At 65.0% G+C, this 23936-nt stretch carries 25 protein-coding genes; 9 read left to right on the forward strand and 16 right to left on the reverse strand.

Annotated elements, in window-relative coordinates; genetic code table 11:
• Window positions 1-4: 4 nt before the first annotated feature.
• Both F579_RS0102505 and F579_RS0102510 read right to left on the reverse strand, forming a co-directional pair.
• Window positions 5-1147, reverse strand: a complete 1143-nt coding sequence (locus tag F579_RS0102505; protein ID WP_026301050.1) for a hypothetical protein — start codon at window positions 1145-1147, stop codon at window positions 5-7.
• A gap of 198 nt (window positions 1148-1345) precedes the next feature.
• Window positions 1346-2653, reverse strand: a complete 1308-nt coding sequence (locus F579_RS0102510; protein ID WP_019024421.1) for a PAS domain-containing methyl-accepting chemotaxis protein — start codon at window positions 2651-2653, stop codon at window positions 1346-1348.
• Window positions 2654-2895: 242 nt separating this feature from the next.
• Here F579_RS0102510 and F579_RS0102515 point away from each other — a divergent pair, with 242 nt between their 5' ends.
• Window positions 2896-3654 carry a hypothetical protein gene (locus F579_RS0102515; RefSeq protein WP_026301049.1) on the forward strand — a complete coding sequence of 253 codons (759 nt, stop codon included), beginning with the start codon at window positions 2896-2898 and terminating at the stop codon, window positions 3652-3654.
• A gap of 17 nt (window positions 3655-3671) precedes the next feature.
• On the opposite strand, the gene F579_RS0102520 is transcribed toward F579_RS0102515, so the two are convergent.
• Window positions 3672-4799, reverse strand: coding sequence for a flagellin (locus F579_RS0102520; protein WP_019024419.1), 1128 nt, complete (start codon window positions 4797-4799; stop codon window positions 3672-3674).
• Window positions 4800-5006: 207 nt separating this feature from the next.
• On the opposite strand from F579_RS0102520, the gene F579_RS0102530 reads away from it, so the two are divergent.
• Complete coding sequence (locus tag F579_RS0102530; RefSeq protein ID WP_019024417.1) at window positions 5007-5684, forward strand: hypothetical protein; 678 nt, start codon at window positions 5007-5009, stop codon at window positions 5682-5684.
• On the opposite strand, the gene F579_RS14835 is transcribed toward F579_RS0102530, so the two are convergent.
• The gene (locus F579_RS14835; protein ID WP_026301048.1) at window positions 5626-6003 is read right to left on the reverse strand and encodes an MliC family protein; all 378 of its coding nucleotides are present in this window, start codon (window positions 6001-6003) and stop codon (window positions 5626-5628) included. The genes F579_RS0102530 and F579_RS14835 overlap by 59 nt on opposite strands.
• A gap of 130 nt (window positions 6004-6133) precedes the next feature.
• Here F579_RS14835 and F579_RS0102535 point away from each other — a divergent pair, with 130 nt between their 5' ends.
• Complete coding sequence (locus tag F579_RS0102535) at window positions 6134-6757, forward strand: hypothetical protein (RefSeq protein WP_019024416.1); 624 nt, start codon at window positions 6134-6136, stop codon at window positions 6755-6757.
• A gap of 72 nt (window positions 6758-6829) precedes the next feature.
• Window positions 6830-8365 (forward strand): L-lactate permease, encoded by a 1536-nt coding sequence (locus F579_RS0102540; RefSeq protein WP_019584597.1) that lies wholly within the window; start codon window positions 6830-6832, stop codon window positions 8363-8365.
• A gap of 21 nt (window positions 8366-8386) precedes the next feature.
• Here F579_RS0102540 and F579_RS0102545 read toward each other — a convergent pair whose 3' ends face one another.
• Complete coding sequence (locus F579_RS0102545) at window positions 8387-8938, reverse strand: hypothetical protein (protein ID WP_019024414.1); 552 nt, start codon at window positions 8936-8938, stop codon at window positions 8387-8389.
• 685 nt (window positions 8939-9623) lie between these two features.
• On the opposite strand from F579_RS0102545, the gene F579_RS0102550 reads away from it, so the two are divergent.
• Window positions 9624-9836: a CsbD family protein gene (locus F579_RS0102550; RefSeq protein ID WP_012982783.1), complete on the forward strand. Its 213-nt coding sequence runs from the start codon at window positions 9624-9626 to the stop codon at window positions 9834-9836.
• Window positions 9837-9866: 30 nt separating this feature from the next.
• Here the strand turns inward: F579_RS0102550 and F579_RS0102555 are convergent, their stop codons facing one another.
• Complete coding sequence (locus F579_RS0102555) at window positions 9867-10604, reverse strand: Crp/Fnr family transcriptional regulator (protein WP_019024413.1); 738 nt, start codon at window positions 10602-10604, stop codon at window positions 9867-9869.
• Between the two features lie 246 nt (window positions 10605-10850).
• Complete coding sequence (locus tag F579_RS0102560) at window positions 10851-11297, reverse strand: PRC-barrel domain-containing protein (protein ID WP_019024412.1); 447 nt, start codon at window positions 11295-11297, stop codon at window positions 10851-10853.
• Window positions 11298-11850: 553 nt separating this feature from the next.
• Between F579_RS0102560 and F579_RS0102565 the strand changes: the two genes are divergently transcribed.
• Window positions 11851-12609 carry a GGDEF domain-containing protein gene (locus tag F579_RS0102565; RefSeq protein WP_019024411.1) on the forward strand — a complete coding sequence of 253 codons (759 nt, stop codon included), beginning with the start codon at window positions 11851-11853 and terminating at the stop codon, window positions 12607-12609.
• Between the two features lies 1 nt (window position 12610).
• On the opposite strand, the gene F579_RS0102570 is transcribed toward F579_RS0102565, so the two are convergent.
• Both F579_RS0102570 and F579_RS0102575 read right to left on the reverse strand, forming a co-directional pair.
• Entirely contained in the window at window positions 12611-13327 is a 717-nt protein-coding gene (locus F579_RS0102570; RefSeq protein WP_019024410.1) for an OmpA family protein, read from the reverse strand.
• Entirely contained in the window at window positions 13324-14892 is a 1569-nt protein-coding gene (locus F579_RS0102575) for an EAL domain-containing protein (RefSeq protein ID WP_019024409.1), read from the reverse strand. The genes F579_RS0102570 and F579_RS0102575 overlap by 4 nt, the downstream gene beginning before the upstream one ends.
• Window positions 14893-15013: 121 nt before the next feature.
• Here F579_RS0102575 and F579_RS15400 point away from each other — a divergent pair, with 121 nt between their 5' ends.
• On the forward strand, window positions 15014-15208 hold the full coding sequence (locus F579_RS15400; protein WP_081616890.1) for a hypothetical protein: 195 nt from the start codon (window positions 15014-15016) through the stop codon (window positions 15206-15208).
• On the opposite strand, the gene F579_RS0102580 is transcribed toward F579_RS15400, so the two are convergent.
• From F579_RS0102580 to F579_RS0102590, 3 genes are all read right to left on the reverse strand, one after another.
• Entirely contained in the window at window positions 15205-15618 is a 414-nt protein-coding gene (locus tag F579_RS0102580; RefSeq protein ID WP_019024408.1) for a hypothetical protein, read from the reverse strand. The two genes, F579_RS15400 and F579_RS0102580, sit on opposite strands and share 4 nt — an antisense overlap.
• A 203-nt stretch (window positions 15619-15821) precedes the next feature.
• A complete protein-coding gene (locus F579_RS0102585; protein ID WP_019024407.1) occupies window positions 15822-16808 on the reverse strand; it encodes a pentapeptide repeat-containing protein in 987 nt (328 codons plus the stop codon).
• Window positions 16805-17797: a patatin-like phospholipase family protein gene (locus F579_RS0102590; protein WP_019024406.1), complete on the reverse strand. Its 993-nt coding sequence runs from the start codon at window positions 17795-17797 to the stop codon at window positions 16805-16807. Before F579_RS0102590 ends, F579_RS0102585 begins: the two co-directional genes overlap by 4 nt.
• Before the next feature lie 97 nt (window positions 17798-17894).
• Between F579_RS0102590 and F579_RS0102595 the strand changes: the two genes are divergently transcribed.
• Window positions 17895-18833, forward strand: coding sequence for a DUF523 and DUF1722 domain-containing protein (locus tag F579_RS0102595; protein ID WP_019024405.1), 939 nt, complete (start codon window positions 17895-17897; stop codon window positions 18831-18833).
• Entirely contained in the window at window positions 18826-20307 is a 1482-nt protein-coding gene (gene thiI, locus F579_RS0102600; RefSeq protein ID WP_019024404.1) for a tRNA uracil 4-sulfurtransferase ThiI, read from the forward strand. Before F579_RS0102595 ends, thiI begins: the two co-directional genes overlap by 8 nt.
• Window positions 20308-20316: 9 nt before the next feature.
• On the opposite strand, the gene F579_RS0102605 is transcribed toward thiI, so the two are convergent.
• The 4 genes from F579_RS0102605 to F579_RS0102620 form a co-directional block, all read right to left on the reverse strand.
• Window positions 20317-21324: an MDR family oxidoreductase gene (locus F579_RS0102605; protein WP_019024403.1), complete on the reverse strand. Its 1008-nt coding sequence runs from the start codon at window positions 21322-21324 to the stop codon at window positions 20317-20319.
• Window positions 21325-21362: 38 nt separating this feature from the next.
• Window positions 21363-22622: a GspE/PulE family protein gene (locus F579_RS0102610; protein WP_019024402.1), complete on the reverse strand. Its 1260-nt coding sequence runs from the start codon at window positions 22620-22622 to the stop codon at window positions 21363-21365.
• 56 nt (window positions 22623-22678) lie between these two features.
• On the reverse strand, window positions 22679-22996 hold the full coding sequence (locus tag F579_RS0102615) for a hypothetical protein (protein WP_019024401.1): 318 nt from the start codon (window positions 22994-22996) through the stop codon (window positions 22679-22681).
• Between the two features lie 92 nt (window positions 22997-23088).
• Window positions 23089-23838 (reverse strand): bifunctional 2-polyprenyl-6-hydroxyphenol methylase/3-demethylubiquinol 3-O-methyltransferase UbiG, encoded by a 750-nt coding sequence (locus F579_RS0102620; protein WP_019024400.1) that lies wholly within the window; start codon window positions 23836-23838, stop codon window positions 23089-23091.
• Between the last annotated feature and the right edge of the window lie 98 nt (window positions 23839-23936).

Below are 23936 nucleotides of genomic sequence, written 5' to 3' on the forward strand. Positions count from 1 at the left end.
GGGTTTATTGCCATTGCAGGTCCATGCGTTGCTGCATGCGATGTAATTCGGCGGTGATGATTTCTCCCGCGGCCGCGTGGGCGGCGTCCATGCGCGGACGCGCCTCGGGATACAGGAGCATCAGGGCCTCGCTGGCGCGGGCGAAGTCGCGCCGGGTGCGGTAGTGCACCATGGTGTGTACCAGCAGGCTGTCGAGGTCGTTGAACGAACGGTCGGCGGACTGGCGGTAGCGCACCATGCGCTCCGGGGTCAGTTCGAGTTGGCGGTGGGTCTGCGAGAGCCCGTCGAACAGTGCGAAGAACCCCATGCCCAGCTCGGCGCCCTGGCGCAGGGCGTGATCGCCCAGCTGACGTTGCAACAACTCCCCGGCGCCGAACAGCCCGGCATCGTGATCACGGGCCAGCAGGCCAAAGACGCTGGCGGCAGAGCTGGCGGAAGTGCCACGGGGCTGGGTCAGTTCGCGCATCTGCCGGTCAAGCCGCTGGTGGCCGGCGTCCAGCAGGAGTTCCAGCGCCGGGGCGGTGTCCTGGTCCAGGGCTCCGAGTACGCCCTGGCGTTGGCCTTGCGGAAGGCGCTCCAGTTCGCGGAGTACGCCGGCGATGTCGCGCGAGCCGATCTGCAGGCGTTCCAGCTCGCCGCGCACGGCGGTCTCCGGGTCCTCCAGTACTTGCGCGAGCCGTCGGACCTGATGACCGGCGTGTTCACCCACCAGTCCGCGACTCCCCAGCTCGCCCAGAATGGCGGTGGCCTGTTCGAGGCCTCCGGCCGAGGTGCGGCCAGGTTCGGTGGCCGCGGCGAGGGCTTGGCCGAAGTCCATCGCAGGGATGCCGGACGAACGGCTGGCCTGGTCGAGCATGCCGCCCAGACGATTCGACTGCTGCGCACCGTAGGCCATCGCCGCGGTTTGCAGGAGGCGTCCGGCCAGCCCGGAGATGTCGCGCGAGGATTCGCCCAATGCCTCGTCGACCCAGCCGGCCAGTTCTCCGGAGGCGGTGTACGGCGAGAGGTAGAAGCCGGTGTTATGTGGCAGGGGAGCGGGGGTGACTGCGGACAAGGCTTGCGCGGGCAGCAGCGCAGTCAGCCCGAGCAGGCTGAGTCCGGCCAGGGGCCCGAGTCTCACGATCAAGCCGAACATGCGCGCTGGCATGGGGCGTTGCCCTCCCTGTCGGGTGGTCGCAGCCATTCGGATCCATTCCGGAATGTTTGCCGCCGATCGCGCGGGATCGCCACCCAAAAGAAAGACTAGGCGAGAGAACCCTTGTGGTCAATGGGGGAATCAATGGGCGGGGCACCGCTGCCCGGATGGCTCTGCCTTCCGGGTGTGCGAGGCCTCTCGCCGGGCGGGTCATGCGCGCGGGATGGATGAAACCGATTCGACGACGTGGCTGGCGCCTTCGCGAATTTCGGCCATGATCTGCTGTACCGAGAGGACCTGTTGGCGGCCTTGTTCTGCGACCTGGTTCACCGTGTCGATGCGCTCTGCGATCCCCTGGGTGCTTTGCAGATTGCCATGAATAACCTCGGCAATCTGGCTGGTGGCGTCGCGTGTACTGGAGGCGAGTTTGCGGACCTCCTGTGCCACCACGGCGAAGCCATGTCCCTGTGCACCCGCGCGCGCCGCCTCGATCGCGGCGTTGAGGGACAGCATCTTGGTGGTCTCGGCCACGTTGCGGATAGTCTCGATGATGGACTCGATATTGCGCGCCTCGGCATTGAGCTGGTCAATCGCGGACTTGGTCTGGGCCACTTGCTGGCGTATCTGTTCGGAGTTGGCCACGTTTGCCTCCAGTGAGGCCTCGCCGCGTTTGGCGCCGTCCGCGGTTTTCTGGGCCATCTCGCAGGCGATAGCCGAGGCCTCGCGGGTGCGCTCGGCCATGTGCACGCTGGTGGTGATGTCCGTGGCGAACTTGACGACCTTCACGGTGCGACCCTGCTCATCGAGGATCGGGTTGTAGGTGGCCTCCAACCAGAGTTCCTCGCCGGAGGACTTGAAGCGCCGGAACTTGCCGCTCATGAAGCGGCCGCGTGCGAGTTCCTGCCAGAAGTTCGGGTTCTGGCGGTAGAAGTCGTCGTCGCAGAACATCCGGTGGTGCTGTCCCTGTATCTCCTGCAGACGGTACCCGACGGCCTGCAAAAAGTTGTCATTGGCCTTGAGGATGGTCCCGTCCGGCGTGAACTCGATGACCGCCAGCGAGCGATCCAGTGCCTCGAACACGGCTGCCTGGTCCTGGAGCGTCTCCATCTTGGCGGTGACATCCGATGCGATCTTGACGACCTTGTACACCTCGCCATCGGCGTCTCGTACCGGAAAGTAGGTGGCCTCCAGCCAGATGGTGTTGCCCGCCCGCGTGATCCTGGGAAAGGTGCCGGCGTGGGAATTGCCCGATGCCAGCTGCCGCCAGAACTGCCGATACTCGATGGAGCGGGCGTACGCCGCGTCGCAGAACATCCGGTGGTGCTGGCCGACTACCGCCTCGCGGGAGTGGCCAACCGTGTCGAGGAAGTTCGAGTTGGCTTCGAGCACGGTTCCGTCGGGCGTAAACTCGATATAGGCGACTGCATCGCGAATGGCCCCGAGGATGGCCGAAGTATCGGTAGGGGTAACCGGAGTGCGTGCCCCCTTCGTGGGAAGCCGAGCGATTCTTGCGAACATGGACACATCCTGGGTGGTGGTGGGCGATGGCCTTATTGAACTCCATGTACAGAAATTGTACAAGAGCTGTACACCTGTTTCGTGTGGAGGGCTTAGAGATGATCAAGAACACAACGCGGGTCCCGTCGGTTTCGTGGCCGAAGCCCTGGCTGGCGCCGCTCCTGATACTTCCCGGACTGCTGCTGGCGGGTTGTGCCGCTACCTTCCCGGATGCCCCTGACGACCAGGCTTTCATCGACGGGATGACGGCCCAGGAACTGTTCGACCGCACCATGGCCGCTCACGGCGGGGATCTTCGCGAGTACGACGGCGACCTGAACCAGGCTACGGACGGGGAGTGGGGGCGAATGGTGCAGCGCGTGCAGCCGCTGGTGGCGGATGGCGGGTACCGTGGCCAGGGCGAGGAGCGCTATCGCCCGGCGGACGAGCTGTATGCGGTGCATTACACGGGGCCGGAGGGCACCAAGACGGTCATCCGCCAGCGTGACGAGATTCGCGTGTACTACAACGGCGAGCGCAGCGAGGACGAGGACCGGATTCGTGCCACCGCGATGACCACCGATGCCGGCAAGCTGTTCCACTATGGGCCGACCTTCGTGAAACACCGCGCGACATCAATGACGCGGCTGGAAGATCGCCGTGAGGGTGGCGTGGACTACCGTCGCGTGCTGGCCACGATCCAGCCCGGTTTCGGCAAGGCCGACGAAGACCAGGTGGTGATGTGGATCCACCCCGAAACGGATCGGCTCTACCGGGTGCACATCACCCTGACCGGCTTCGAACCGACCCGGAATGCCCATGTCGATACGACCTTCCTGGAGTACGAGGACGTCGGCCCGTATACGTTGCCATCGCGCTTCGAGGAGCGCGTGCTCGGGCCGATTCGGCTCTTCGTGCATGAATGGTGGGTGACGGGTCGCGACCAGGACCGTGGTTGGACCGACGACGATGTCCGGGGGCCGGAGTTCTCTGGCGCGGCAGCGCGGGCCGCAGGAGAGTAGGGACGCCTCGCCCCTGGTTACTGGAGCAGCCGCAGGAAGGTCTGCGGTAGGGCGTTGGCCTGAACGAGCACGGCAAGCCCGGCCTGTTGCAGGATCTGGGCGCGCACCAGGCGGCTGACCTCGGCCGCGTAATCGGCGTCCAGAATGCGGCTGCGGGCCGCCGCCAGGTTGTCGCTGGTGATGCCGAGGTTGGTGATGGTCGACTCGAAGCGGTTCTGGATGGCCCCGAACTGGCTGCGCCGCGCGTTGACCGCGTCCAGTGCAGCATCCAGACGTGAGAGGGCATCGCTGGCCCCCTGGCGCGTAGTCAGGTCGACATCGTTCAGGCTTCCCCCGGGTTCGGTGGTGGCCGGCAGCCCGAGTGTGTCGATGGCGGTCTCACCCGAGATCGTCAGGGTCTCGCGGGCGATCAGGTTCAGCCGACCGTCGTCGGTCAGGACCGCGCGTCCGGTTGATCCGAGGGCACGGTCGATCGCGGTCGCCAGTTCCTGGGGTGTGCGATAGCGGCCTGCAGGGACCTCCACCGGGTCGCGCTCGCCCACACGTATGAAGAAGTCCTGATCCACCTCCAGCGGATCGTCCGCGAAGGCGGCCTCCAGCTCGGCGGACCAGGCGCTCGCAATGTCGCCCACGAAGCGGTTGCGCATGCTGTTGCCGAGGTCGATGGCAAGGGTCTGCCCGGCGTTGGCGCCGATCTGGAAGAACGCGGTGCCCATGGACCCGTCCAGCAGCGAACGGCCGTTAAAGGTTGTCTGGGTCGCGATGCGGTCGTTCTCGGCCAGGAGCTGGCGAACCTCGCGGTCGATGGCGCCACGATCCGAGGTCGACAGGGTGGCATTGGCCGCCTGTATAGCCAGCTCGCGGACACGTTGCAGGTTGCCGGTCATGGAGCCCAGGGCACCCTCGGCGGTCTGGGCCAGCGAGATGCCATCCTGCGCGTTGCGCATGGCCTGGTTCAGGCCGCGGATCTGGGTTGTGAAGCGTTCGGAGATGGCCAGCCCGGCGGCGTCGTCGCGCGCCGAATTGATGCGCTGGCCCGAAGCGAGGCGCTGGAAGGCCGTCTGCAGGGCGGCCTGCGACTGGCGCAGGTGGCGCTGAGCATTGAGCGACAGGAGGTTGGTGGCAACACTCAACACCTGGGCCATGTTGTCGGGTCTCGCACGCCACAAGGGCGATCCGGCGAAGGGCCGGATTCCGCAGCCGGAATTTCCCGTCTACAGCTGCTTAACGGCCGCGTTTGAGGAAACTTTAGGGCAGGGGTTCCGGTGAGATGCGCCAGGTGGTGGGCCCTGGCGTGCACATCGGCGCGTGTTTGCTTAGGCTGCGCCGATTGGACTGGATTGGAGAGGGGCATGGCCGATACGCAACCCGAGCGCAGGCAGTCGCTGTTCTGGCGCACGCTGATCGCGATCCTGCTCGGGGTCGGGCTGGGGATCGTCTGGCTGTATGTGACCGCCCTGCTGGGGCTCGGCGGCGGGATCGACTTCATGCCTGTACCGCTGGCCCGGACCTTCGAGTGGGGTACGCCGCTGTTGCTGCTGGGCGGTGTCGTCGGGTTTGCGCTGGGCCGGCGGCGGGTGGCGGCTACGCTGTTCGGCCTGGCGGGGGTACTGCTGCTGGCGGCCCTGGCCTTCGAGGGCGCCCGCGTGATCCTGCAGGACCCCGAGGCGCGCAGCTACGAGCACCAAATGGCGCAAACGGCGCGGGAAGGGGCGCTGCAGATCGCCGAGTGCGACAACGGCGAGACGCTACTGGTGCGCGAGGACCGAGTGACGTCGGAGGGGGTCGCCGTACTGCAGATCCAGCGCATCCATGTGGATGGGCGTCTGGACCCGGAGTTGCTGGCGAGCACGGGAGTAGGGTTTACGCCGACTATTAGCGAGGGCATGCGACCGTATCTCGATGGCTCGGTCGAATGTGGCCTGGAAGGCTTTTCCAGTGCTGGCGAGGCGCTTGGCCGGTTGGAGGCGTTTATTCAGGAACACCTGCCGCGGCACTCCAGTGCCGTGGCGCCGGTGGAGCCGGAGTAGCTGCATCGGCATTGGGCTGGCGAACGCGGCAAGTCCAGTAGATACCGTGGAATTCGAGCATGGCGGCTTCGCCCTTGGTCCAGAACACGATCTGCTCGCCGGGGTTGGCGTAGCGCGCCCCGGAGGCCACCTCGGTCGCCTGTAATACGGCCCTGGAGCGGCCAAAACGCAACTCGGCCTCGTTGCCACTGAAGCTCGCCATCAGGTTCGGGCCACGGTCACAGCTGTAGGGCACATCGCGTGCCTGTTCAGCGGTCGGGGGCAGGGTGCCGCAGGCCGCCAGTGCCAGCGTGGCGCTGATGACAATCCAGGTTCTCACGCGCCGGTTCTCCCGCGGGTCGAATGGACTTTTCATCATACGCGTAACGGGCTGTCGCACGTGAAGGAACACTGTGACTCCGGGTTCGAACCGTTATAGTGAGGGCCCGGTCCCGTCAGGCGATTACGCTTTGTTTCCTCGCTGGTTTCTGGTTGCCTACCTGCTTTTTGTCTGCGTCCTGGTGCCGGTCTATGCGGTCCAGTATGGCTGGCTCAATTTCCTCTGGCTGTCCAATCTCGCGCTGATCGCCGGGTGCGCGGCGGCGTGGCTGGAGAGCCGGCGCCTGGCGAGCATGCTGGCGGTGGGCGTGGTCCTGCTCGAGATGGGGTGGGTGATCGACTTTCTGCTGGGGCTGGTGCTGCTGGGCAACCCGCCCTTCGGCTTTGTCGCCTACATGTTCGACCCGGAGATTCCGCTCTACCTGCGGCTGCTCTCCCTGTATCACCTGCCGCTGCCGTTGGTGCTGTTGTGGATGGTCTGGCGCCTGGGATACGACCCGGTGGCGGGGCGTTTGTGGATTCTGGTGGGCTGGGCCGTCTTGCTGGTGTCGTACCTTCTCTCGACCCCGGAGGCGAACGTGAACTGGGTGCTTGGACCGTGGGCGCGCCCTCAGGAGCTAGTCCATCCGTACGTGTGGCTCGCAGCCTTGATGGCCGGCTGCGCCCTGGTCTGGTGGCTGAGCCATCGCATGCTGTGGTGGGGCATGGGTCGCTTCGGGCATGTTCATCCGCGCGGGGAAGATGAGCGCGATTGATCTGACGCAGTGGGCCCCGGCCCGGGACAGGCGATACTCTCCCGGGAACGCTTTTTCGAGGATCGCGCGCGCATGACGCTTTTCTGGGTGGCCCTGGTGCCGTTCGTGGTGCTGTTTGTCTGGCTGGTGCCGTTGCGTCGGCCGGCCTACGAGGCCGCGCCACTGGCCTATCTGGCGACGCTGATCATTGCCCTGTGGGTCTGGCAGATGCCGGGGGCCGTGCTGGGTGCCAGCCTGCTGGATGCGGGGGTGGTGTTTGTCGAGGTCATGCTGATCGTGGCCGTCGCGCTGCTGGTGCTGAACGTGATGATCGCGACGGGCCACATGGATGCGATCCAGTCGGTGATCGCCAGCGTGTCGCGCGACCCGCGCGTGCTGGCGATGTTGCTGGGGTGGGGCCTGGTCGGATTCGTGGAGGGTATCGCCGGGTTCGGGACCCCGGCCGTGCTGGCGGCGCCGCTGCTCGTCTATTTCGGGATGAAGCCGCTGAAGGCCGTGGCGATCGCGCTGATCGGCAACAGTACCGCGGTGCCGTTTGGCGCGGCGGGCACCCCCGTGGTGATCGGCTTCGCGGGGCTGGGGCTGGAAGATGCGGTGGTGCAGGAGGCGGTGGTTCGCACGGCGTTCATCCTCGCGCTGCTGGCCGTGTTCATCACCATCTTCATGACCTGGGTCGCCACGCTGGGGGAGGAGAAGGGGCGCTTTCGCGAGTTCGTGCCATTCGCGGTGCTCTCCGCGCTCGCGTTCGGTATTCCGTACGCCCTGGTGGCATGGCTGATCGGGCCGGAGCTGCCCTCGATTGTCGGCGGCGTCGTCGCGATGGTGATCATCGCGCTGGCTGCGCACAAGGGCTTTCTGTTGCCGGCGCGCTCGCACCAAACCGAGAACGAACCCGCCCCGATCAAGCGGGTGATTGTGGCCTTTTTGCCGTTCGCCGTGATGTCGGTGGCCTTGATTGCCTCGCGCACGGTGATGCCGCTGCGCGAGGCCCTGCAATCGGTGCGCTGGTCGCTGGGCGAGTTTCAGGGGGTGGAGCTGGGACAGAACCTGGCCCCGCTGTACACGCCGTATTTCTACTTTGCCCTGGCGCTGGTAACCGCGCTGATCCTGTTTCGCGTGGGGCGCGCCACGCTGGGCGAGGCCGTGGTGGCCACCGGGCGCAAGCTGCGGGTGGCCGCGATTGTGCTGATCTTCATCATCGCGCTCACCCAGGTCCTGTTGATGTCCGAGCTTAACGCGGCGGGGCTGCCCTCGATGCCTCAGGTACTGGGGCAGGGCCTGGCGGAGTGGCTGGGGGGTACATTCGTGCTGTTCAGCGGATTCCTGGGGGCGCTGGGGTCGTTCATGACCGGAAGTGCGACGGTCTCCAATCTGCTCTTTGCTCGTCTGCAGGCGGATACCGCGGAGGCCGTGGCCTTGTCGTTGCCGTCGATTCTCGCCCTGCAGCTGATCGGCTCAGGCGTGGGCAACATGATTTCTTTGCACAACATCGCGATGGCGGCCGCCGCCTGCGGCCTCCAGGCGCGCGAAGGGCAGGTGGTGCAGGAGACGATTGTGCCCGTGGTCGTGGTTTGTCTCGGGGCCGGCTTGCTGGCGCTTGTCTGGTAAAGCTCCGGCCCCGAGTGCGGTTCAAAAGTTGTAGCCAAGTCCCAGGGTGTAGGCGAATGCGCCGTCGCGGAAGGCATCTTCGGCGTCGCTCGAGCGGCGGAAGAACCACTGGTACTCCACGCGGCCCAGCACGTAGGTGTTTTCCAGGACGTAGTACTTGAGTCCACCCTCCAGACCGGCAAAGCCGCTGTCGCGGACGCCATCACCGTAGATCACGCCGAGACTGCCACCCCCGAATGGGCGCAGGCGGCCGTCGCGGGTCTGCAAATTGGCATAGCCGCGGGTCGATCCGTTCCAGAAGTCATCACGCAGCGATTCGCCCTCGATATTGGCGTAATTGACGCTTTGGCGGACCCCGAGGATGAAGTGGTCGCGCAGGTACCATCCCATCTCGCCGGACACGCCGAAATTGGTGTTGTCGAACTTGCGGTCGCTACTGCCGGTACCGGACAGCGAGAACTCGCGATCACCCTGAGAAGGACCGAAGTTCGCTGCCGATCCCTGCTGGGCCTGCGCGGCCGCCAAGGGAAGGGCGCCGGCCAGGCAGAGCGTGAGCGCCAGTAGTTTTTTCATGATGCAGGCCTCCGTGTTGCGCCCCTTCCAGGCTGGATCGCGGGCGTCTCCGGGGACAGGCACCAGCGAGGCCGGCGCCTGTCCCTGAGGACAGATTGCATGCGGATACCGGTACGGTTCTGTACGGCGGCGCACACAGAAACCGCTCATTGCTAAAGGAAACGCTGATCCATGCGGACACTCGCGTTGGAACCCCGGGTTTTCCGAGACAAGGCGCGCCGTGCAGCGGGTAGTGGTTCTACCCGCAAGCGGTGCAACGCATGATCAGGGGACCTGGGGTACCAACCCCACAACTTAATGAACGAAGGGGTTCGGCCGCCCGTTGTTAAAAGAACGGGCGCGGGAACGGCGTTGCGGCTCCTTTGTGCAGAATGACTGCACGGCAGTCACCGCGCCTTGTTCGCACGCAATAGCGGCGAAGCAGCGAGCGTGTACATGGAGCAGGGTTTCCTTAACGGAAACCGAGAAAGCTCAGGATTACCAGCACAATCACGACAAAGCCGACGATCCAAATGATGTTGTTCATCATGGGTAGATGACCTGACTGGGTGGGTGGGGGCTCCAGTGGGTCACAAGAGGGAGTGGGAAGTCTGTGCGTCGTCGCACAGACGCCGTCCGGGCCGTCTGTCTACGCTCGGGAGTGGATCAGCACTGTCGCTGGTCAGCGACTAGACGAGGATGGCAAATGAACTGGGATATCGTTAAAGGGAACTGGAAGCAGTTCAAGGGGAAGGTCAAGGCTCGCTGGGGCAAGCTGACGGACGACGAACTCGACACCGTGGCTGGCAAGCGGGAAGAGCTGGCCGGCCGCATTCAGGAACGCTATGGCGTGACGAAGGACGAAGCGGAGAAGCAGCTGGCGGAATTCGAGAAGAAGATCGACCGGGATGAACACTGATCGAAGTGGCCCTTTGGCGGCGTCCCGAATCTAGTACTGGGACGCCGCCGGCTCGCCAAGGAGTCGCGCGTATTCGCGAGTGATCACCCCATAGCACTCGCAGCTGCGATTCTCGAGCCCTGGGCGGTCCAGAATGACCAGGCGGCCCCGGTGGTAGGTGATCAAACCCGATTTTTGCAACCTGCCGGCGGCCTCGGTGACCCCTTCTCTCCGCACCCCCAGCATGCTCGCAATGAGTTCGTGCGTCATTTTAAGTTCCCGGTGTGGCGAGCGGTCGTCGCTTAGCAACAGCCAGCGACAAAGCTGCTGCTCCACCGAATGGTGTCGATTGCAGGCGGAGGTCTGTGCGATTTGCGTGAACAAGGCCTGCGTGTAGCGCAGCATGAGTCGTTGCAGTTCGCCCGCTTGGGAAAAGGCCTCGTTGATGATGGTGCTGCGGATTCGATAGGCGTGCCCAGCCATGCGCACCGTGGCTCGGGTCGGTGTTGTGTAGCCGCCCATTAACAGGGAGATTCCAACCAGTCCCTCCCGGCCGGCCACCGCGATCTCGCCCGATTTCCCATCCTCCATCACACACATCAAGGCGATGATGGCTTCGGTGGGAAAGTAGACGTAGTGGGTCTCCGACGGACCCTCATAAAGGCTGGTGCCCAGTGGCAGCAGGACCGAATTCAGGTGTGGGTGCAGATATTCGTATTCACTGTCCGGCAGGGCCGCGAGCAGTCCATTGTCGAGGGGCGTTCGCCCGATCGGTCGGGTTAAGGGCACCGGTGGGTCCGTTTGTTGATCGAGAGAGTTCGATGGTCCGAAAGATTCGGATAATGAATAGCTTAAGGATAGCCCTTCGAGGTGGGTCAAGCCCCGTATCCCCGACTGAAATCTTCCAGACCGGCGGACCATTTTCGCGTTAAGGCACTTGGCGTAGCGACGCCCAACGTTTGGCAACGGTCAGGTCGCGGTGGAGAGGAACCGACCCGAGGGAGGCGATGTCCCTCGGGTCGGGTATTGCCAGCCCTAGTCGCGCTCGTACTCGGGTGCTTCTTTGAGGGTGTCCTCGTCCATGTCGATGTACAGCTTGACCTCGTCGCCTTCGGTGGAGCGGTCAATCCGGTCCCAGGCGATTGCGATGTCCTTTTCCCCCATACCCAGAACACCGCCGGTGCCGATTACAACGGCGATGATCCGGCCATCCTGGTCGATGACGAGGTCGTTGATCTCGCCGATCTCCTCATCGTCAGCCCGGCTGTGGACTTTCTGGTCCATCAGATCGGAGGCATGCAGTCCCTGCGCCGGCATGCGGTCAATATGGGGGGCATCATGGCGTTCGTCGGCATCACGCTCTTCCATTGCGTTCCGGTCATTGCCATTCATCTCCTGTTCGCCCGCCAGGGCTCCGCTCATGCCAAAAGCGAGGATGGGGATCATCGCGGCTGCGAGTTTGAGTGAGGTGAGTTTCTTCATGGTTATGCTCCTTGAAGGGGCCGGCGTTGACGCCGGAGGTCAGTGTCACGCTCATCGCCAGGGTTTCGCCCCGCACGATGCATACGCGTCCCCGATCATGTGGCTGGTTGCAATGTCGGTCTGTACGCCGGACCACAAATGGCCGCAATAGGGGCCAGGAGTGCGATGGACGTTGGGTTATTGGCAGGACGATTCGAGCGGCCCAGGAAACTGGATGCTATCCGCCGGTCGTTTACCCGACGGGGTGCTAGGCTCAGCAGGAGGGCCGGCACGCAAGCGCCCGTCGATCCGAGAGACGCCGATGACGCTCGTCCAGAACCGTGGCTTTCGTAGCCAATGCTTTTGGCTTGGCGTCGGGGGGCTGTTGTGGCTGTTCCTCTCCATCCCCGTTTGCGCCAGCCCGCAGACTTCGTCTCATGCCGGAGTCTTGCTGCAGGACAGCGAAGCCCAGGGTCACCTGCTCGCTTGGCGGCTGGCGGGGTCCGGTGGACCGGAGCCACCGTGGGGCAGGGAGTCGTTTCCGCCCCAGGAGACCCGGAATGCGTTTGACCGGTTGGATGATCAGGATGCCGGCCGGCGTGTGCTCTACCAGGACAGATCAAACCTGACCAGCCAGCACGCGGTACGCGTCGAACTCGATCAGGCGTGGTGGTACCGGATTGCGCTGATCGCAGGCGCTACCTTGCTTCTGGTGACTCTGCTTCTGCTGCATTACGTGCGCGTCAGCCGCCGTCTGCGGCAGGAGGCCGCCCTGCGCCAGGAGGTTGAGGCAACCCTGCGTCAGCAGCAGGAGGAACTCGTGCGTCTGGCCAGTACGGACGCCTTGACGGGGGTGTGGAACCGCCAGAAGTTCAAGACCGAGGCGGAACACGAGGTGGCTCGTGCAGAGCGTTACGATCTGCCACTTTCGTTGATTTTCCTCGATCTGGACTACTTCAAGGAGGTTAACGACCGCTACGGTCATGCGATGGGGGATGTCATCCTGCGGGAGATGTGTCAGCGGTTGCAGGCGTGCCTGCGCGAATCGGACCGACTCGGCCGGTGGGGCGGCGAGGAGTTCCTGATCCTCGTGCCGCACGCCGACTCGGACCGTGCAGCGTTGCTGGCGGAAAAACTCCGCCAGGCCATTGCGGACACACCGGCGGCCCATGGCCAGCCGATGTCGATCAGCCTGGGGGTGGTGTCACGCGAGCCCGGAGATGCCCTGGAAGATCTCGTGCGCAAGGCGGATGCGGCGCTCTACCGCGCCAAGGCGCGTGGTCGAAATCGTGTCGAGGTCCACCGCGCGGATGGAACGCCAGACGCTTTGTGAATCAGGTGGCCGTGAGTGGTTCCACGCGTAGCTCCACGCGGCGGTTCAGGGCGCGCCCATGTGACGTGTCGTTATCGGCGATGGGGCGGTCCGGTCCGTAGCCGATCGCAATGATTCGCGCCTCTCCGACACCATTGTCGTGGAGGTGACGCCCGACCGACAGCGCCCGTTGTTCCGACAGGTGCTGGTTGTAACCGCGTGCACCGGCGGAATCGGTATGCCCGGCGATCGTCACCAGGCTGGCGTCGTACTCCTCGAGCACCTGCCCCAGGGCATCGAGGGTGGCTACCATGTCCGGGTGAATCTCCGCGCTGTTGGTCTCGAAGGCCTTGGCGCCGGGAAATATCAGGGTGATGATTCGCCCCTCGCGTTCCATTTCCACGTCGTGACCCGCCAGCTCCTGGCGCAAGCGTGCGGTCAATACGTCCATATAGAAGCCCACCCGATCCAGGGCGACGGATTCATGCCCCTCGTCCAGCAGGTGCTGGCGACGTGCGCTGACGGCGTCGTCATCGCGCGCCAGATAAACCGCGTTCCGGGGCGCCGCGTGAGAATCGTCCCGATGGGCGGTATCGCGAGCGTCGCGCGCCGGCTCGCCGTTGGCGTTGGCGGCTTCGTCAGGCGCGCGTTCTCCCTGAGTGGGCATGATGTTACACCCGGTCAACAACAGTGTCGCGATGATGGCTGCAAGCATGTTGTGGCGAATAATGGCGTTCACTTCGAGTCCCCGGCTTGTTGGCACCAATCACGGAATGCGTGCGCCGAGAGGGGGCGGCTGAAGCGATAACCTTGCCCGAATCCAACCCCTTGCTGGCGCAGCCACTCGACCTGATGCCTGGACTCGATGCCTTCGGCGACGATGTTCAGCTTCAGCGAGCGGGCCATCACGATGATATGGCTAATGATGTTGCTGGTCACCGCTTCGTGGCCAATGGCGTCGGCAAATGTTTTGTCAATCTTGAGGGTGTCCAGTTCGAAGCTCTCGAGGTAGGCCAGGCTGGAGTAGCCGGTGCCAAAATCGTCAATGGCGATGCGATGGCCGCGGGCGCGCAAATCCTGGATTCTCCTGCGAACGTCATCCGTGTTAAGTAGCGAGCGCTCTGTAATCTCGAGTTTGATCGCGCGGGCCGGCACCTTGGCGCGCTCCAGCTCGCGCTGGAGGGCTTCGCTAAAGCGGGTCGAGGCCAGGTCCTGCCCGGTGATGTTCAGGTTGACCGGGCAATCGGGCCGCTCGCGCAGTTGTGGCCCCAGCTCGCGGAGAACGCAGCGCAGGATCGCGAGGGTCAAGTCGGTCCCCTGTTCGGTATCTTCGGCCAGGGGCACGAAGACATCCGGGCCGATGGTTTCCCGGTTATCGCGCCGCCAGCGCGCCAGGGCCTCGGCACCCTGGCAGGCGCCTGTCTCCAAATGAACGATGGGCTGAAATACCACCTGCAGCTGGTCATGCGCAATGGCCTGGCGTAGCTCCTGAGCCAGACTGAGCTGGTGGCGGAAATAGCGCAGAATCAGAAACAGCCACAGCCCAACCAGTAATAGGCCAAAGGCCCCGACCCCGGCCAGCGTGGGCAGATAGCGCTGCCAGAACTGCGCCATCGGCTGCACGGCGATGATGTCGATGGGCAGGATGGTGTCCAGCGACGAGCGGCTGACCAGCCGCTGTTCGGCGCGATCCACCGTGAGTCCGGGTTCGAATGACGTGGGGTCCGGGACTTCGGCGTCCGAAGGATGGGTGATCATCGGCATGGACTCCACCCAGAGCCCGACTTCCTGATCCTCCAGCAGGCCCGGGTTTACGAGCAGGCGCGGATCGATGGCCACGTCGTGCTGGCCATAGCGCATCAGGAAGAGCTCTACGCCACCGATTGCCGTCGTGGGGCCGGGCCACCAGGCCACCAGGCCGCTGTCGTAGATACGGCTCGCCTGGGGGGGTGTGAGAGCATCGCCCTGGACAAAGCCGGCGCCGCATTCGCGTTCTACCGCTCGCCAGTAACCAACAGCCCGAATATGGGGCCGCGAAATCGCGGCTTCCTGCAACTGGTTGAGGTGCTGCGGAGAGCAGGGGGGCACATCGAGGGCGTTGAGTTCGTCGAGCAGGTCGCGCGCGTCGAGGATCGCCTGTTCGGTTTGCTGGCCGAGCTTCTGCGCGAGTTCGTCCAGACGCTGTTCCTCCGCGACCACGGACCCTTGCCAGAGATACCAGCCCAGGATGAACAGCGGCAGCAGGAGCCCGAGGACGGTCACGCCAAAGACGGCAAACAGCAGCTTGTCGCGCCGTGTAGCCATGGGGTTCCATCCTCCGCGAGGCCCGAATAGACGGGATTTCAAGAGTGTAGCATGGGGTTATTGGGATCCTGCCGCATCCGGGAGGATGGTGAGAAGGATGGCAACACCGTGCGGATTCACGATGAACGAAAAGGTCACTGTGAGGGAAAAATCAGGGTCATCACTGAGCCAGCACGAAGGGGTGTCGGTGGCCTGCGACTGTTGCTCCTGCGAGGCGGAGCCCTATTGGTGGGAGGTTGCCGCGGAAATGGGGATCGATCCGCAGTCGGACAAGCCGGACCGGGCGGCAAGTGCCGCCCGGCCGGGAGGTGATTAATCGACCTCGACGGAGCCTTCGGCCCCACCTTCGGCGCCGGCTTCGGCACCGCCGTCGTCGCCTTCGGCTTCACCGCCAGCACCGGCTCCGGCACCTGCATCGGCGCCCATGCCGCCACGGGCATCGTCGTCCTGACGGACGTCACCGCTGGCGCCGGCATCGCCGCTCGCGCCAGCACCACCCTCGGCACCCGGGGCCTGGCCTTCGGCCGCCGCACCGCCGGCGGTCCCGCCACTGGCTTCGCCGCCCATTTCGGAGCCGCCGGCGGCTCCACCGCTGGCTTCGGCACCGGTCTCGGCAGCACCTTCGGCTGCCGCACCCAGGTTTTGCGCCTGTGCGGTGGCGAGACCACCCAGGGCGAACATCGAGGCCAGGGCAAAGGCAATTGCAGTCTTGCGATAGCTATACATCAGTACAACCTCCTGTTTCGGATTTAGGAACGGTACTTCCGTGCCTTGCGACCGACCGATCGGCCATCGGCTCGTGTCGGTCTGCGTGTACAGGTCTAGCTCCCCCGGGCAGGGGGACGAAAGGGGATGGGCGGGAAGGTGCGAACGCCTTCACTGCACAGACGGGAGGAATCGAACCTCGGTCAAACTATTGCCCGGTGCGGTCAGTCGGTCGTCGCGCTGGATGCGCAATGGCCAACGGAGCCTGCCGCGCAAATGCGCCCATCAATCCAGATGGCGCGGTCCAGTCGAGCCCCTTCAAGCCGGGCGTCGGTCAGATCCGCGCCGGAAAGGTCGGCATGGCGCAGGTCCGCGTCTTCCAGGCGGGTGCCCCGGAGTCGAGCGTTCCGCAGGTCGGCACCGGTTAATTGGGCGCGTGAAAGATCGGCCCCGTCCAGGCGGGCTCGGTCGAGGCTTGCATAGCGTAAATCGGCGTCTGCGAGCTGCGCGCGCTCCAGCCGCGCGGCGCTCAGGCGGGTGTCATACAGGCTGGCACCGGCCAGGTCAGCTCCGCGCAGCGCAGCCCCGGCCTGGTTGCAGTAATTCCAGTTCACCGAGGGTCCGGGTGGCGCATCGCAATCAGGTGCCGGCGTGATCTCCTGTTGCAGTGCAAACCAGACCAGCAGGCCAGTGGCAAGCAAAAGCGCAATGCCGGACAGGATCCAGGGGCGTGGACCCTGTACCCATTGGCGCCAGGGAAATGGCGTACGGTCGAGCAGAGCGGCCCATAGCTGGCGATGGCTCAACGTCTCCAGGTTCTCGGGACAGCGGCGGTCGCCCTTGCGCTGGTCGCGGTAGAACGAATCCGAGGCATGCGAACGACGTTCCCGCAGGCGTTCGTCCTCGCGCAGCCGGGCGCGCTCGAGGCGTTCCTTGCCACCGGGGGTGTTGGCCAGACGCACTTCCTCGGGAATCAGGTGGGGGCGTTCGGCGATCCGTACCCAGAATTCCCGGTCCTGACTGATCTCGTCCTGTTCGGTCAGGCGCCCCAGGATCAGGAAGCGGCCGATCTGGCGCGCCGGGTAGGGCCCGCAGACGCCATCCGGGCGACGCAGGAACCAGAGCTCGTGGCGCACGGCCTCGGGCGAGGAGGCGGGCGGGTCCGTGGTCCCGGTGGCCGCGTCCGATGGATCGGAAGGCTGCGTGGTCATTGTCGGCCCCCCTGATCACGCGTGACGGAGTCGCTGGGTACCCAGTCCTTCAGGTGCTGGCGCAGCTCGGCGGCGCTCGGCTGGGCGGCGTCCAGGATCAGGTGAATGCGGTTGAAATGGAGCAGCTGCGCGCCACCGGTATCGGGCGCCAGATAAAGGTCCGGTTGTTCACGTCGGATCATCTCGCGGATCAGCGATTTCTGCATGATGCTGAAGGTCTTGAACAGCAGGTCGGTCAGTCCGGGAAGGGACTGATCGGTCGCATTCCATGCGCCGGATACGTCGACCGCGATCACGATGTCCACCTTGTCGCGCAGCAGGTCGTACGGCAATGGATTGGAGGCCCCACCGTCGATCAGCAACCGGCCGTCGTCCGACGGGACGGGCTCGAACAGACCGGGCACCGCCATGCTGGCTGCAATGGCCGGAAAGAGCTCACCTTCCTGGAGCGTGACCGTCTGACTGGTCCAGTAGTCGGTCGCCACCAGGGTCAGCGGGATGCGCAGTTCGTCGAAGCTGCGGGTCGGGGTGTGTGTCGCAAGAAAGCGCAGGAAGGTATCGGCATCCAGCAGGGCGTTGCGGCCCAGCCGCAGGGGGATCAGTTCGAACAGCTCAAGATCCGATCGGGCCAGGCGCGAGAGGGCGTCCATCTCCGAACCGGCGAAGTCGTCAAAGATGTCGAGGATTTCCTCCGCGCTGAGGCCGGCGGCATACAGGCCGCCGATGATCGCGCCAATACTGGTCCCCGCGATATGGTCCGGTTGCAGACCAAGGTCATCGAAGGCCTGCAGTATCGCGATGTGCGCCAGACCGCCCGCACCGCCGGAGCCCAGAGCCAGACCAATAGTGGGACGGGTATCGCTGGCTGATTCCGTGTCGTCGGCGTTCGCCGGCATGGCCACCCACGCCAGCAGCATCAGGGCCAGTAGCAGAAGCAGGCCAGGGCGGGTCTTCGAGATGCGGCGCTGGAGGGAATTGATCGCGAACACGCGGATGCTCCGGCAGGTACTGTTGGCAGTATAGCGGTCGTTGTTGCATGGCGTAGCTTGGTACCCTGAATGTCCTGCATATCCATCCGCATGGCAGATGAATCCGCACCCAACCCCCAATCTCGGCGTGTCGCAGTGTTTGCTCGGCGAACCCGTGCGCTACGACGGCGGCCACCGGCGGGAGGCCTTTCTGGTCGAACGGCTGGCACGCCATGTCACCTGGGTACCCGTCTGCCCGGAGGCGGTGCTGGGCACGCCGCGCGAGCCAATGCACCTGGTTCGTGAAGGGGGACGCCTGGCGCTGCGCGGGAACGAAACGGGTGGGGACTCCACAGGCCCCGTGCAGGACTTTGTTCAAGGGCGTGTGCCGGCGCTCGTGGATGCCGGACTGGATGGCTACATATTCAAGGCACGATCGCCCAGTTGCGGACTGCAGGTTCGGGTGTCGAACGAGGCCGAGCCTGCTGCGGGCCTGTTCGCCGCCGCACTGACCGATGCGCTACCCGATCTGCCCGTCATCGAGGAGAACGGGCTGGCCGATCCTGATGCCCGCGAGGCCCTGATCGAGCGCATTTTTGCGCATGCGCGGGTCCGCGAGTTGTTTGCCGCGCGGTGGACCCCGGCAGACCTGGTGCGTTTCCATACGCGCGAAAAGATGCTTCTGCTCGCCCATGATCGCGTCGGCTACGATCAATTGGGACGCATGGTCGCAATAGCCGCTGGTCAGCCGCGAGACGAGGTCGTGCGGGGATACACGCGGCGGTTTATGGGGGTGCTGGCAAGGCCCGTGTCGGTCGGCCAACATGTGAATGTGCTGCAGCATATCGTCGGTCACTTTCGGGATTGCCTGGACCCATCCCGCCTGACCGCCCTGCATGGAGCGATCGATGCCTGCCGCCGGGGCGAGTGTCCGCCACAGCATGTCTACGCGCGAATCCGAGCCCTGGCCGAAGAACTGGATATCCAGTGGGTGCGCGAGCAAAGCATCCTGAACCCGTTTCCCCAGGAACTCCTGACCGAAGAGATTCATGACTGACGTCGCTGCAACCCCGATCATCGTTCGTCTCGCCCCGGAGATTCACCTGAAGTCGCCGAGCACCCGGCGCCACTTCACGCGGGTCCTGCGGCGAAACCTCAAGCGTGCGCTGACCGGCATCCCGCATGACCTGCGTACCCAGCAGGGGCGTCTGGTGCTCTATACGCCGAAGCCGGAGGCGGCGCAGTCGATCCTGCGCAAGACCTTCGGGGTCAGCACCTTCTCGCCGGTCGAGGTGGTGCTCCAAGAGGTCTCGGTGGAACGCCTTTGCGAGGTTGTGGGCGCCCGTTTCACGGAGGCGGTGCGCGGGCGCCGGTATGCCGTTCGCTGCAAGCGCCATGGCCGCAAGGATATCTCGGCAACGGAGGTCGAGCGCCGGGTGGGTGCGGTCCTGGACGGGCCCGGCCGGGTCGATCTCGACAACCCCGAGGTTGTCGTCCGCATCGATCTGGACCGCGAACAGACCTGGATCTATTCCAGGCGCGAGCAGGGGGGCGGAGGATTGCCGCTGGGCGTACAGGGGCGCGCCATGGTGCTGATCTCGGGCGGGTTCGATTCGGCAGTGGCGGCGTGGTACATCATGCGCCGCGGGACCGCCGTGGACTTCGTGTTCTGCAACCTCGGCGGGACCGTGCACGAGGAGATGGTGCTGGCGGTCTGTCGCCGCCTGGTCAGTGACTGGGGCGCGGGCATTCGCCCCAGGATGTTCAGTGTCGACTTTTCCGGTGTAGTCGATGACCTGCGTGCGAAGGTGCCCGGCGATGCCTGGCAGATCGTTCTGAAACGTCTGATGTATCGGGCGGCCGAGCCGATTGCGCGCGAGCGCGGCGCGGAGGCGCTGGTGACCGGCGAGGCGCTCAGCCAGGTCTCTTCGCAGACCCTGTCCAACCTGGAAACGATCGATGGAGTAGCGAGTCTGCCTGTGCTCAGACCACTGATCGGCTTCGACAAGACCGAGATCATGAATCGTGCGCGCGCGATTGGCACGTTCGAGCTGTGCGAGAAGGTCCCCGAGTTTTGCGCGATCGCGAATCAGCGGCCGATGGTGACCAGCAAGCGCGCGCACATCGAAAGGCTGGAGGCCGTGCTCAGTGAGGACTGTCTGGACCACGCCGTTGCCGAGGCCCGGATGCATGACCTGATGGCGCCGGCGCCATCCGCTGATCGCACGAGCCCGCTACTGATCGAGCACATCCCCGAGGCGGCGGAGATTATCGATTGTCAGCCACCCGATCTGTATCGGGACTGGCACCTGCCGGGCGCGGTGAACCACCCGGCCGACGAACTCGCGGCGAGCTTCGAGCAGCTCCCGCGAGACCGCGCGTACGTGCTCTACTGCTTTCGTGGTACGCAGTCCGCGGTACTGGCCGAACGCATGCGTGCGGCGGGCTATGACGCGCGGGCCTTTGCGGGCGATGTGACCAGGCTCCGCCGGCTGTGGGACAGGCAGCCCGAGGCCGTGACGGGTGCGTGAGAGAGCCGGTCAGTCGCCTTTGGGGGTGACGAGGACGCGCCCGCGGACCTGACCGGCCAGCAGCGCATCCGCGCGATCCGGGAGCTGTGACAGGCCGATCTCTTCCGCCAGGCACCGCTTGAGTGTCTCCGGGGAGAGGAGGCGGCCGATGCGTTGCCAGACCCTTTCGCGGTCGTTCGCGGGATATTGCACCGAGTCGATGCCCTGCAGCCGAATGCCGCGCAGCAAAAATGGGATGACCGTGGTCGTCAGTCCCGCCCCGCCGGCGAGCCCGCAGGCGGCGACGACGCCGCGGGCCTGGGTCTCGGCAAGTGCATGGGCCAGGGTATCGCCACCCACGCTGTCGATTACACCCGCCCAGCGTTCGGACAGCAGCGGGCGGTCGGGCTGCTCGGCGAGCTCGCCTCGGGGCACGATCGACCGCGCGCCCAGGGCCTCCAGGTGCCTGGCGTTTTTCGGCCGGCCGGTGGCGGCCGCAACGTGATAGCCCAGCGCGGCAAGGAGTGCGATCGCCAGGTTGCCGACGCCGCCGGACGCGCCTGTGACCAGGATCTCTCCGCTTTCGGGGGTGATGCCACCGTGTTCCAGCGCCTCGATCGCCAGCATGGCGGTAAACCCGGCCGTGCCCACGATCATCGCGCTACGCCCATCCAGTGTGTCCGGCATCGGGGTCAGCCAGTCGCCCTGGACCCGGGCGTATTCCGCAAAGCCGCCCCAGTGGCGTTCGCCGACATGCCAGCCGGTCAGCAGGACGCGATCCCCCGGACGATAGCGTTCGTCGGCCGATTCGCTCACCGTGCCCGCCAGGTCGATCCCCGGCACATGGGGGTACTCCCGCACCAGGCGACCCAGCCCGTTGAGGATCATCGCATCCTTGTAATTCAGCCCCGAGTGGTCAACGGCGATCAGTACTTCCCCTGCGGGGAGGTCGGTCGGGTTCAGGGTAGATAGCTCGGCGACCGGTCGTGGATCGCCCGCTTGCAGCAGCAATGCGTTGAAGGTGTCGTTCGGGGTCATTGGGGTCTGTAATCAGATTTTGACGATGTGTGGTTCCGCTACGGGGAAAGCAGGCCGGCGCGGAACAGCTCGTCATAGGTCGTCAGGCCGCGTTCGGCCTTGTCCATCCCGTCATCGAGGAGCATTCGCTGGCCCTTGTCGGCCAGGCGCTGGCGCAGGCCTCTGTCGTCGAGGTGGTCGAGGATGGCCGCGCTGTCGGACTCGTCCAGGTGCCAGACCTCGAAGATACCGATGCGGCCGTGGTAGCCCAGATTGTTGCAGGCGGAGCAGCCGCGCGCGGCCCAGACCGTCTCGGGTGCCGCGCGCCCACCGATGCCGAGCCACTGTTGTTCTCGGTCGTTCGGCGCCCGGCGCTCGTGGCAATGCGGGCACAGACGCCGCACAAGACGTTGTGCGATCACCAGCTCGAGTGTCGGCGCGATCTCGAAGTCTTCAAGGCCCATGTTGCGTAGGGAGGCGACGGTACCGACTGCATCACGACTGTGCAGGGTGGCCATCAGGGAACGCCCGCTGGTGGCGATGTTGATCGCGCCGCGGGCGGATGGCCCGTCGCGGACCTCGCCGACCAGTACGTAATCCGGATCGAGTCGAAGCAGGGTCTGCGTGCCTTGCTCGAAGTCGAGCCCCTGGTCGGCATTGATCTGGATCTGGTTCACGCCCGGGATGGCGTACTCGACCGGGTCCTCGAGCGTGATGATCTGCTGCGGTGTCTGGCCGATTTCGTGCAGGAGGGCGTACAGGGTCGTGGTCTTTCCGCTGCCGGTGGGGCCGGTCACCAGCAGTACGCCACCGGCTGTCTGTGTCCACTGGCGAATGGCCTCGACTTCCTGTTCCGGCAGACCCAGGTCGCTCATGTCCTGGAAGGCATCGGGCTCGGCCAGGATGCGCACGGACAGCTTGTCGCCGTTGACGCAGGGTACGGTTGTCACACGCAGATCCAGGTGCCCCGTGTCTTCGTCGCGCCAGGCGAAGCTGCCTTCCGCGGAGTTCAGGGTGGGCATCGGGTCCAGACTGGCCAGGGTCTTGAGCTGATTGGACAGCAGTTCCCCCAGGCCGGACTCGAGTGTTGTGGCGTCCACCATCAGGCCATCGATGCGCAGCCGAATGCGGTAGCCGTCAGGCTCGGGGTCGAGATGGATGTCGGAGGCGCGTACGGCGACGGCGTCCTCGATCAGGGCATGTGCCTCGAGCCGGCCTTCTGCGTGCTCGTCCTCGTTGAGGTATTCGCGCAGGCCGGGGACCAGATGGGGTTTCAGTGCACGCCCGTCACCGGGCGTTGGTCGGAGCGATTCCGGCATTCAGCCCCCGGTGAAAGGGTTGGGGATGTCGCGATACCGGTCGTAACCGGCAAAAGCTACCGCTGCGGGCGTTCTCGCAGGTCGCTCGCGGAACGGGTGACCTGTGCCTCGCGGTCCAGCATGATCAGGGCCTGAGTCTCCTCAGTCTCCTCGCTGACCATCTGGTCACCTTCGACCCCGGGCGGCGGGCTTTGAGGCCGCATTTCCATGACCTGCGCGAGAGTGGGCAGTTCAACCTTCGAGACCAGCTGGGCAGTGGCGTCCTGGGCCTGCGGATTCTGCATCGTCAGCACGAAGCCGGTCGCCAGCACCAGCAGCGACAGGATAAACGGGTGCTGTTGTTGGGCCGTATGCAGCGGACGGGTATCGAACATCGATGCAGCCTGGGTCAGGTTCTTGATCCATGGACAATACCCGCGGGAGCGGGTTCCTTCAAGCACCCATACTCCGGCCGCGAGTGCGCGCCTCAGGCCACTCGGCGGCAGACCAGAAAGACCTCGCCGACGTCTTCTGTGGGGATCATGCCCGGGTAGAGCTGGAGCGCCTTTTGCCGCTTCAGGGCCAGTGGCATGAAGTAGCGGTTGTAGTAATGCATCGCCGTATCGCGGTGATGCTGCAGGAACCACATGCCCAGGCGGGTGAGGAGTGACGAACGGGGCTTCATGCCGAACACGCCGCTCTGGTCGATGGTAAGACCGTGGCGTTCCAGCAACGCGAACAGGCTGTTGGGCGTGTAGCGGCGATAGTGACCCACGATTTCGTCGAAGCGGGTCCAGTATTCCGGATGGAGGGGCGTCGAGAGCAGGATGCGCGCCCCCGGGGCGGCGACCCGCGCCAGTTCGCGCATGGCCTGTTCGTCATCCTCGACGTGCTCGATGATGTCGAGCGCAGAGATCAGGTCGAAGCGGCTGTCTTCGTAGGGCAGGTCGCCGATGACGGCAGATTCCGTGTGCCCGCCTTCGGCACGCAGCGTGCGCAGGGCGGGCTCGCTGATGTCGGCGAAGTGCGTGCCGGCGATGGGCAGCCGTGGGCGCATGCCGGGCCCGACTTCAAGGCGTTCGCAGCCGTCGCGGTTCAGCCGGCAGACCAGCGGCCAGGTATTGAACTGATCGGGCGACACCAGTTGCGAATCTTTCCACAAGTCATTGTAGAAACGGCGATTGGTGTCGAGCAGCCGATCGTGATCGGCGGTATGCGGGGAGGCAGAATCAGACAAGCGGAATTCCGGGGCGCGAATATGTGAAGAGTATAGGGGTTCTGTCTGGCGCCATGGCGGTTCCCCGGGGGCGCATGTGGGAAGCTGTGAACGGGTCC

This window comes from Thioalkalivibrio sp. ALJ21 (assembly GCF_000378605.1).
Classification (GTDB): Bacteria; Pseudomonadota; Gammaproteobacteria; order Ectothiorhodospirales; family Ectothiorhodospiraceae; genus Thioalkalivibrio.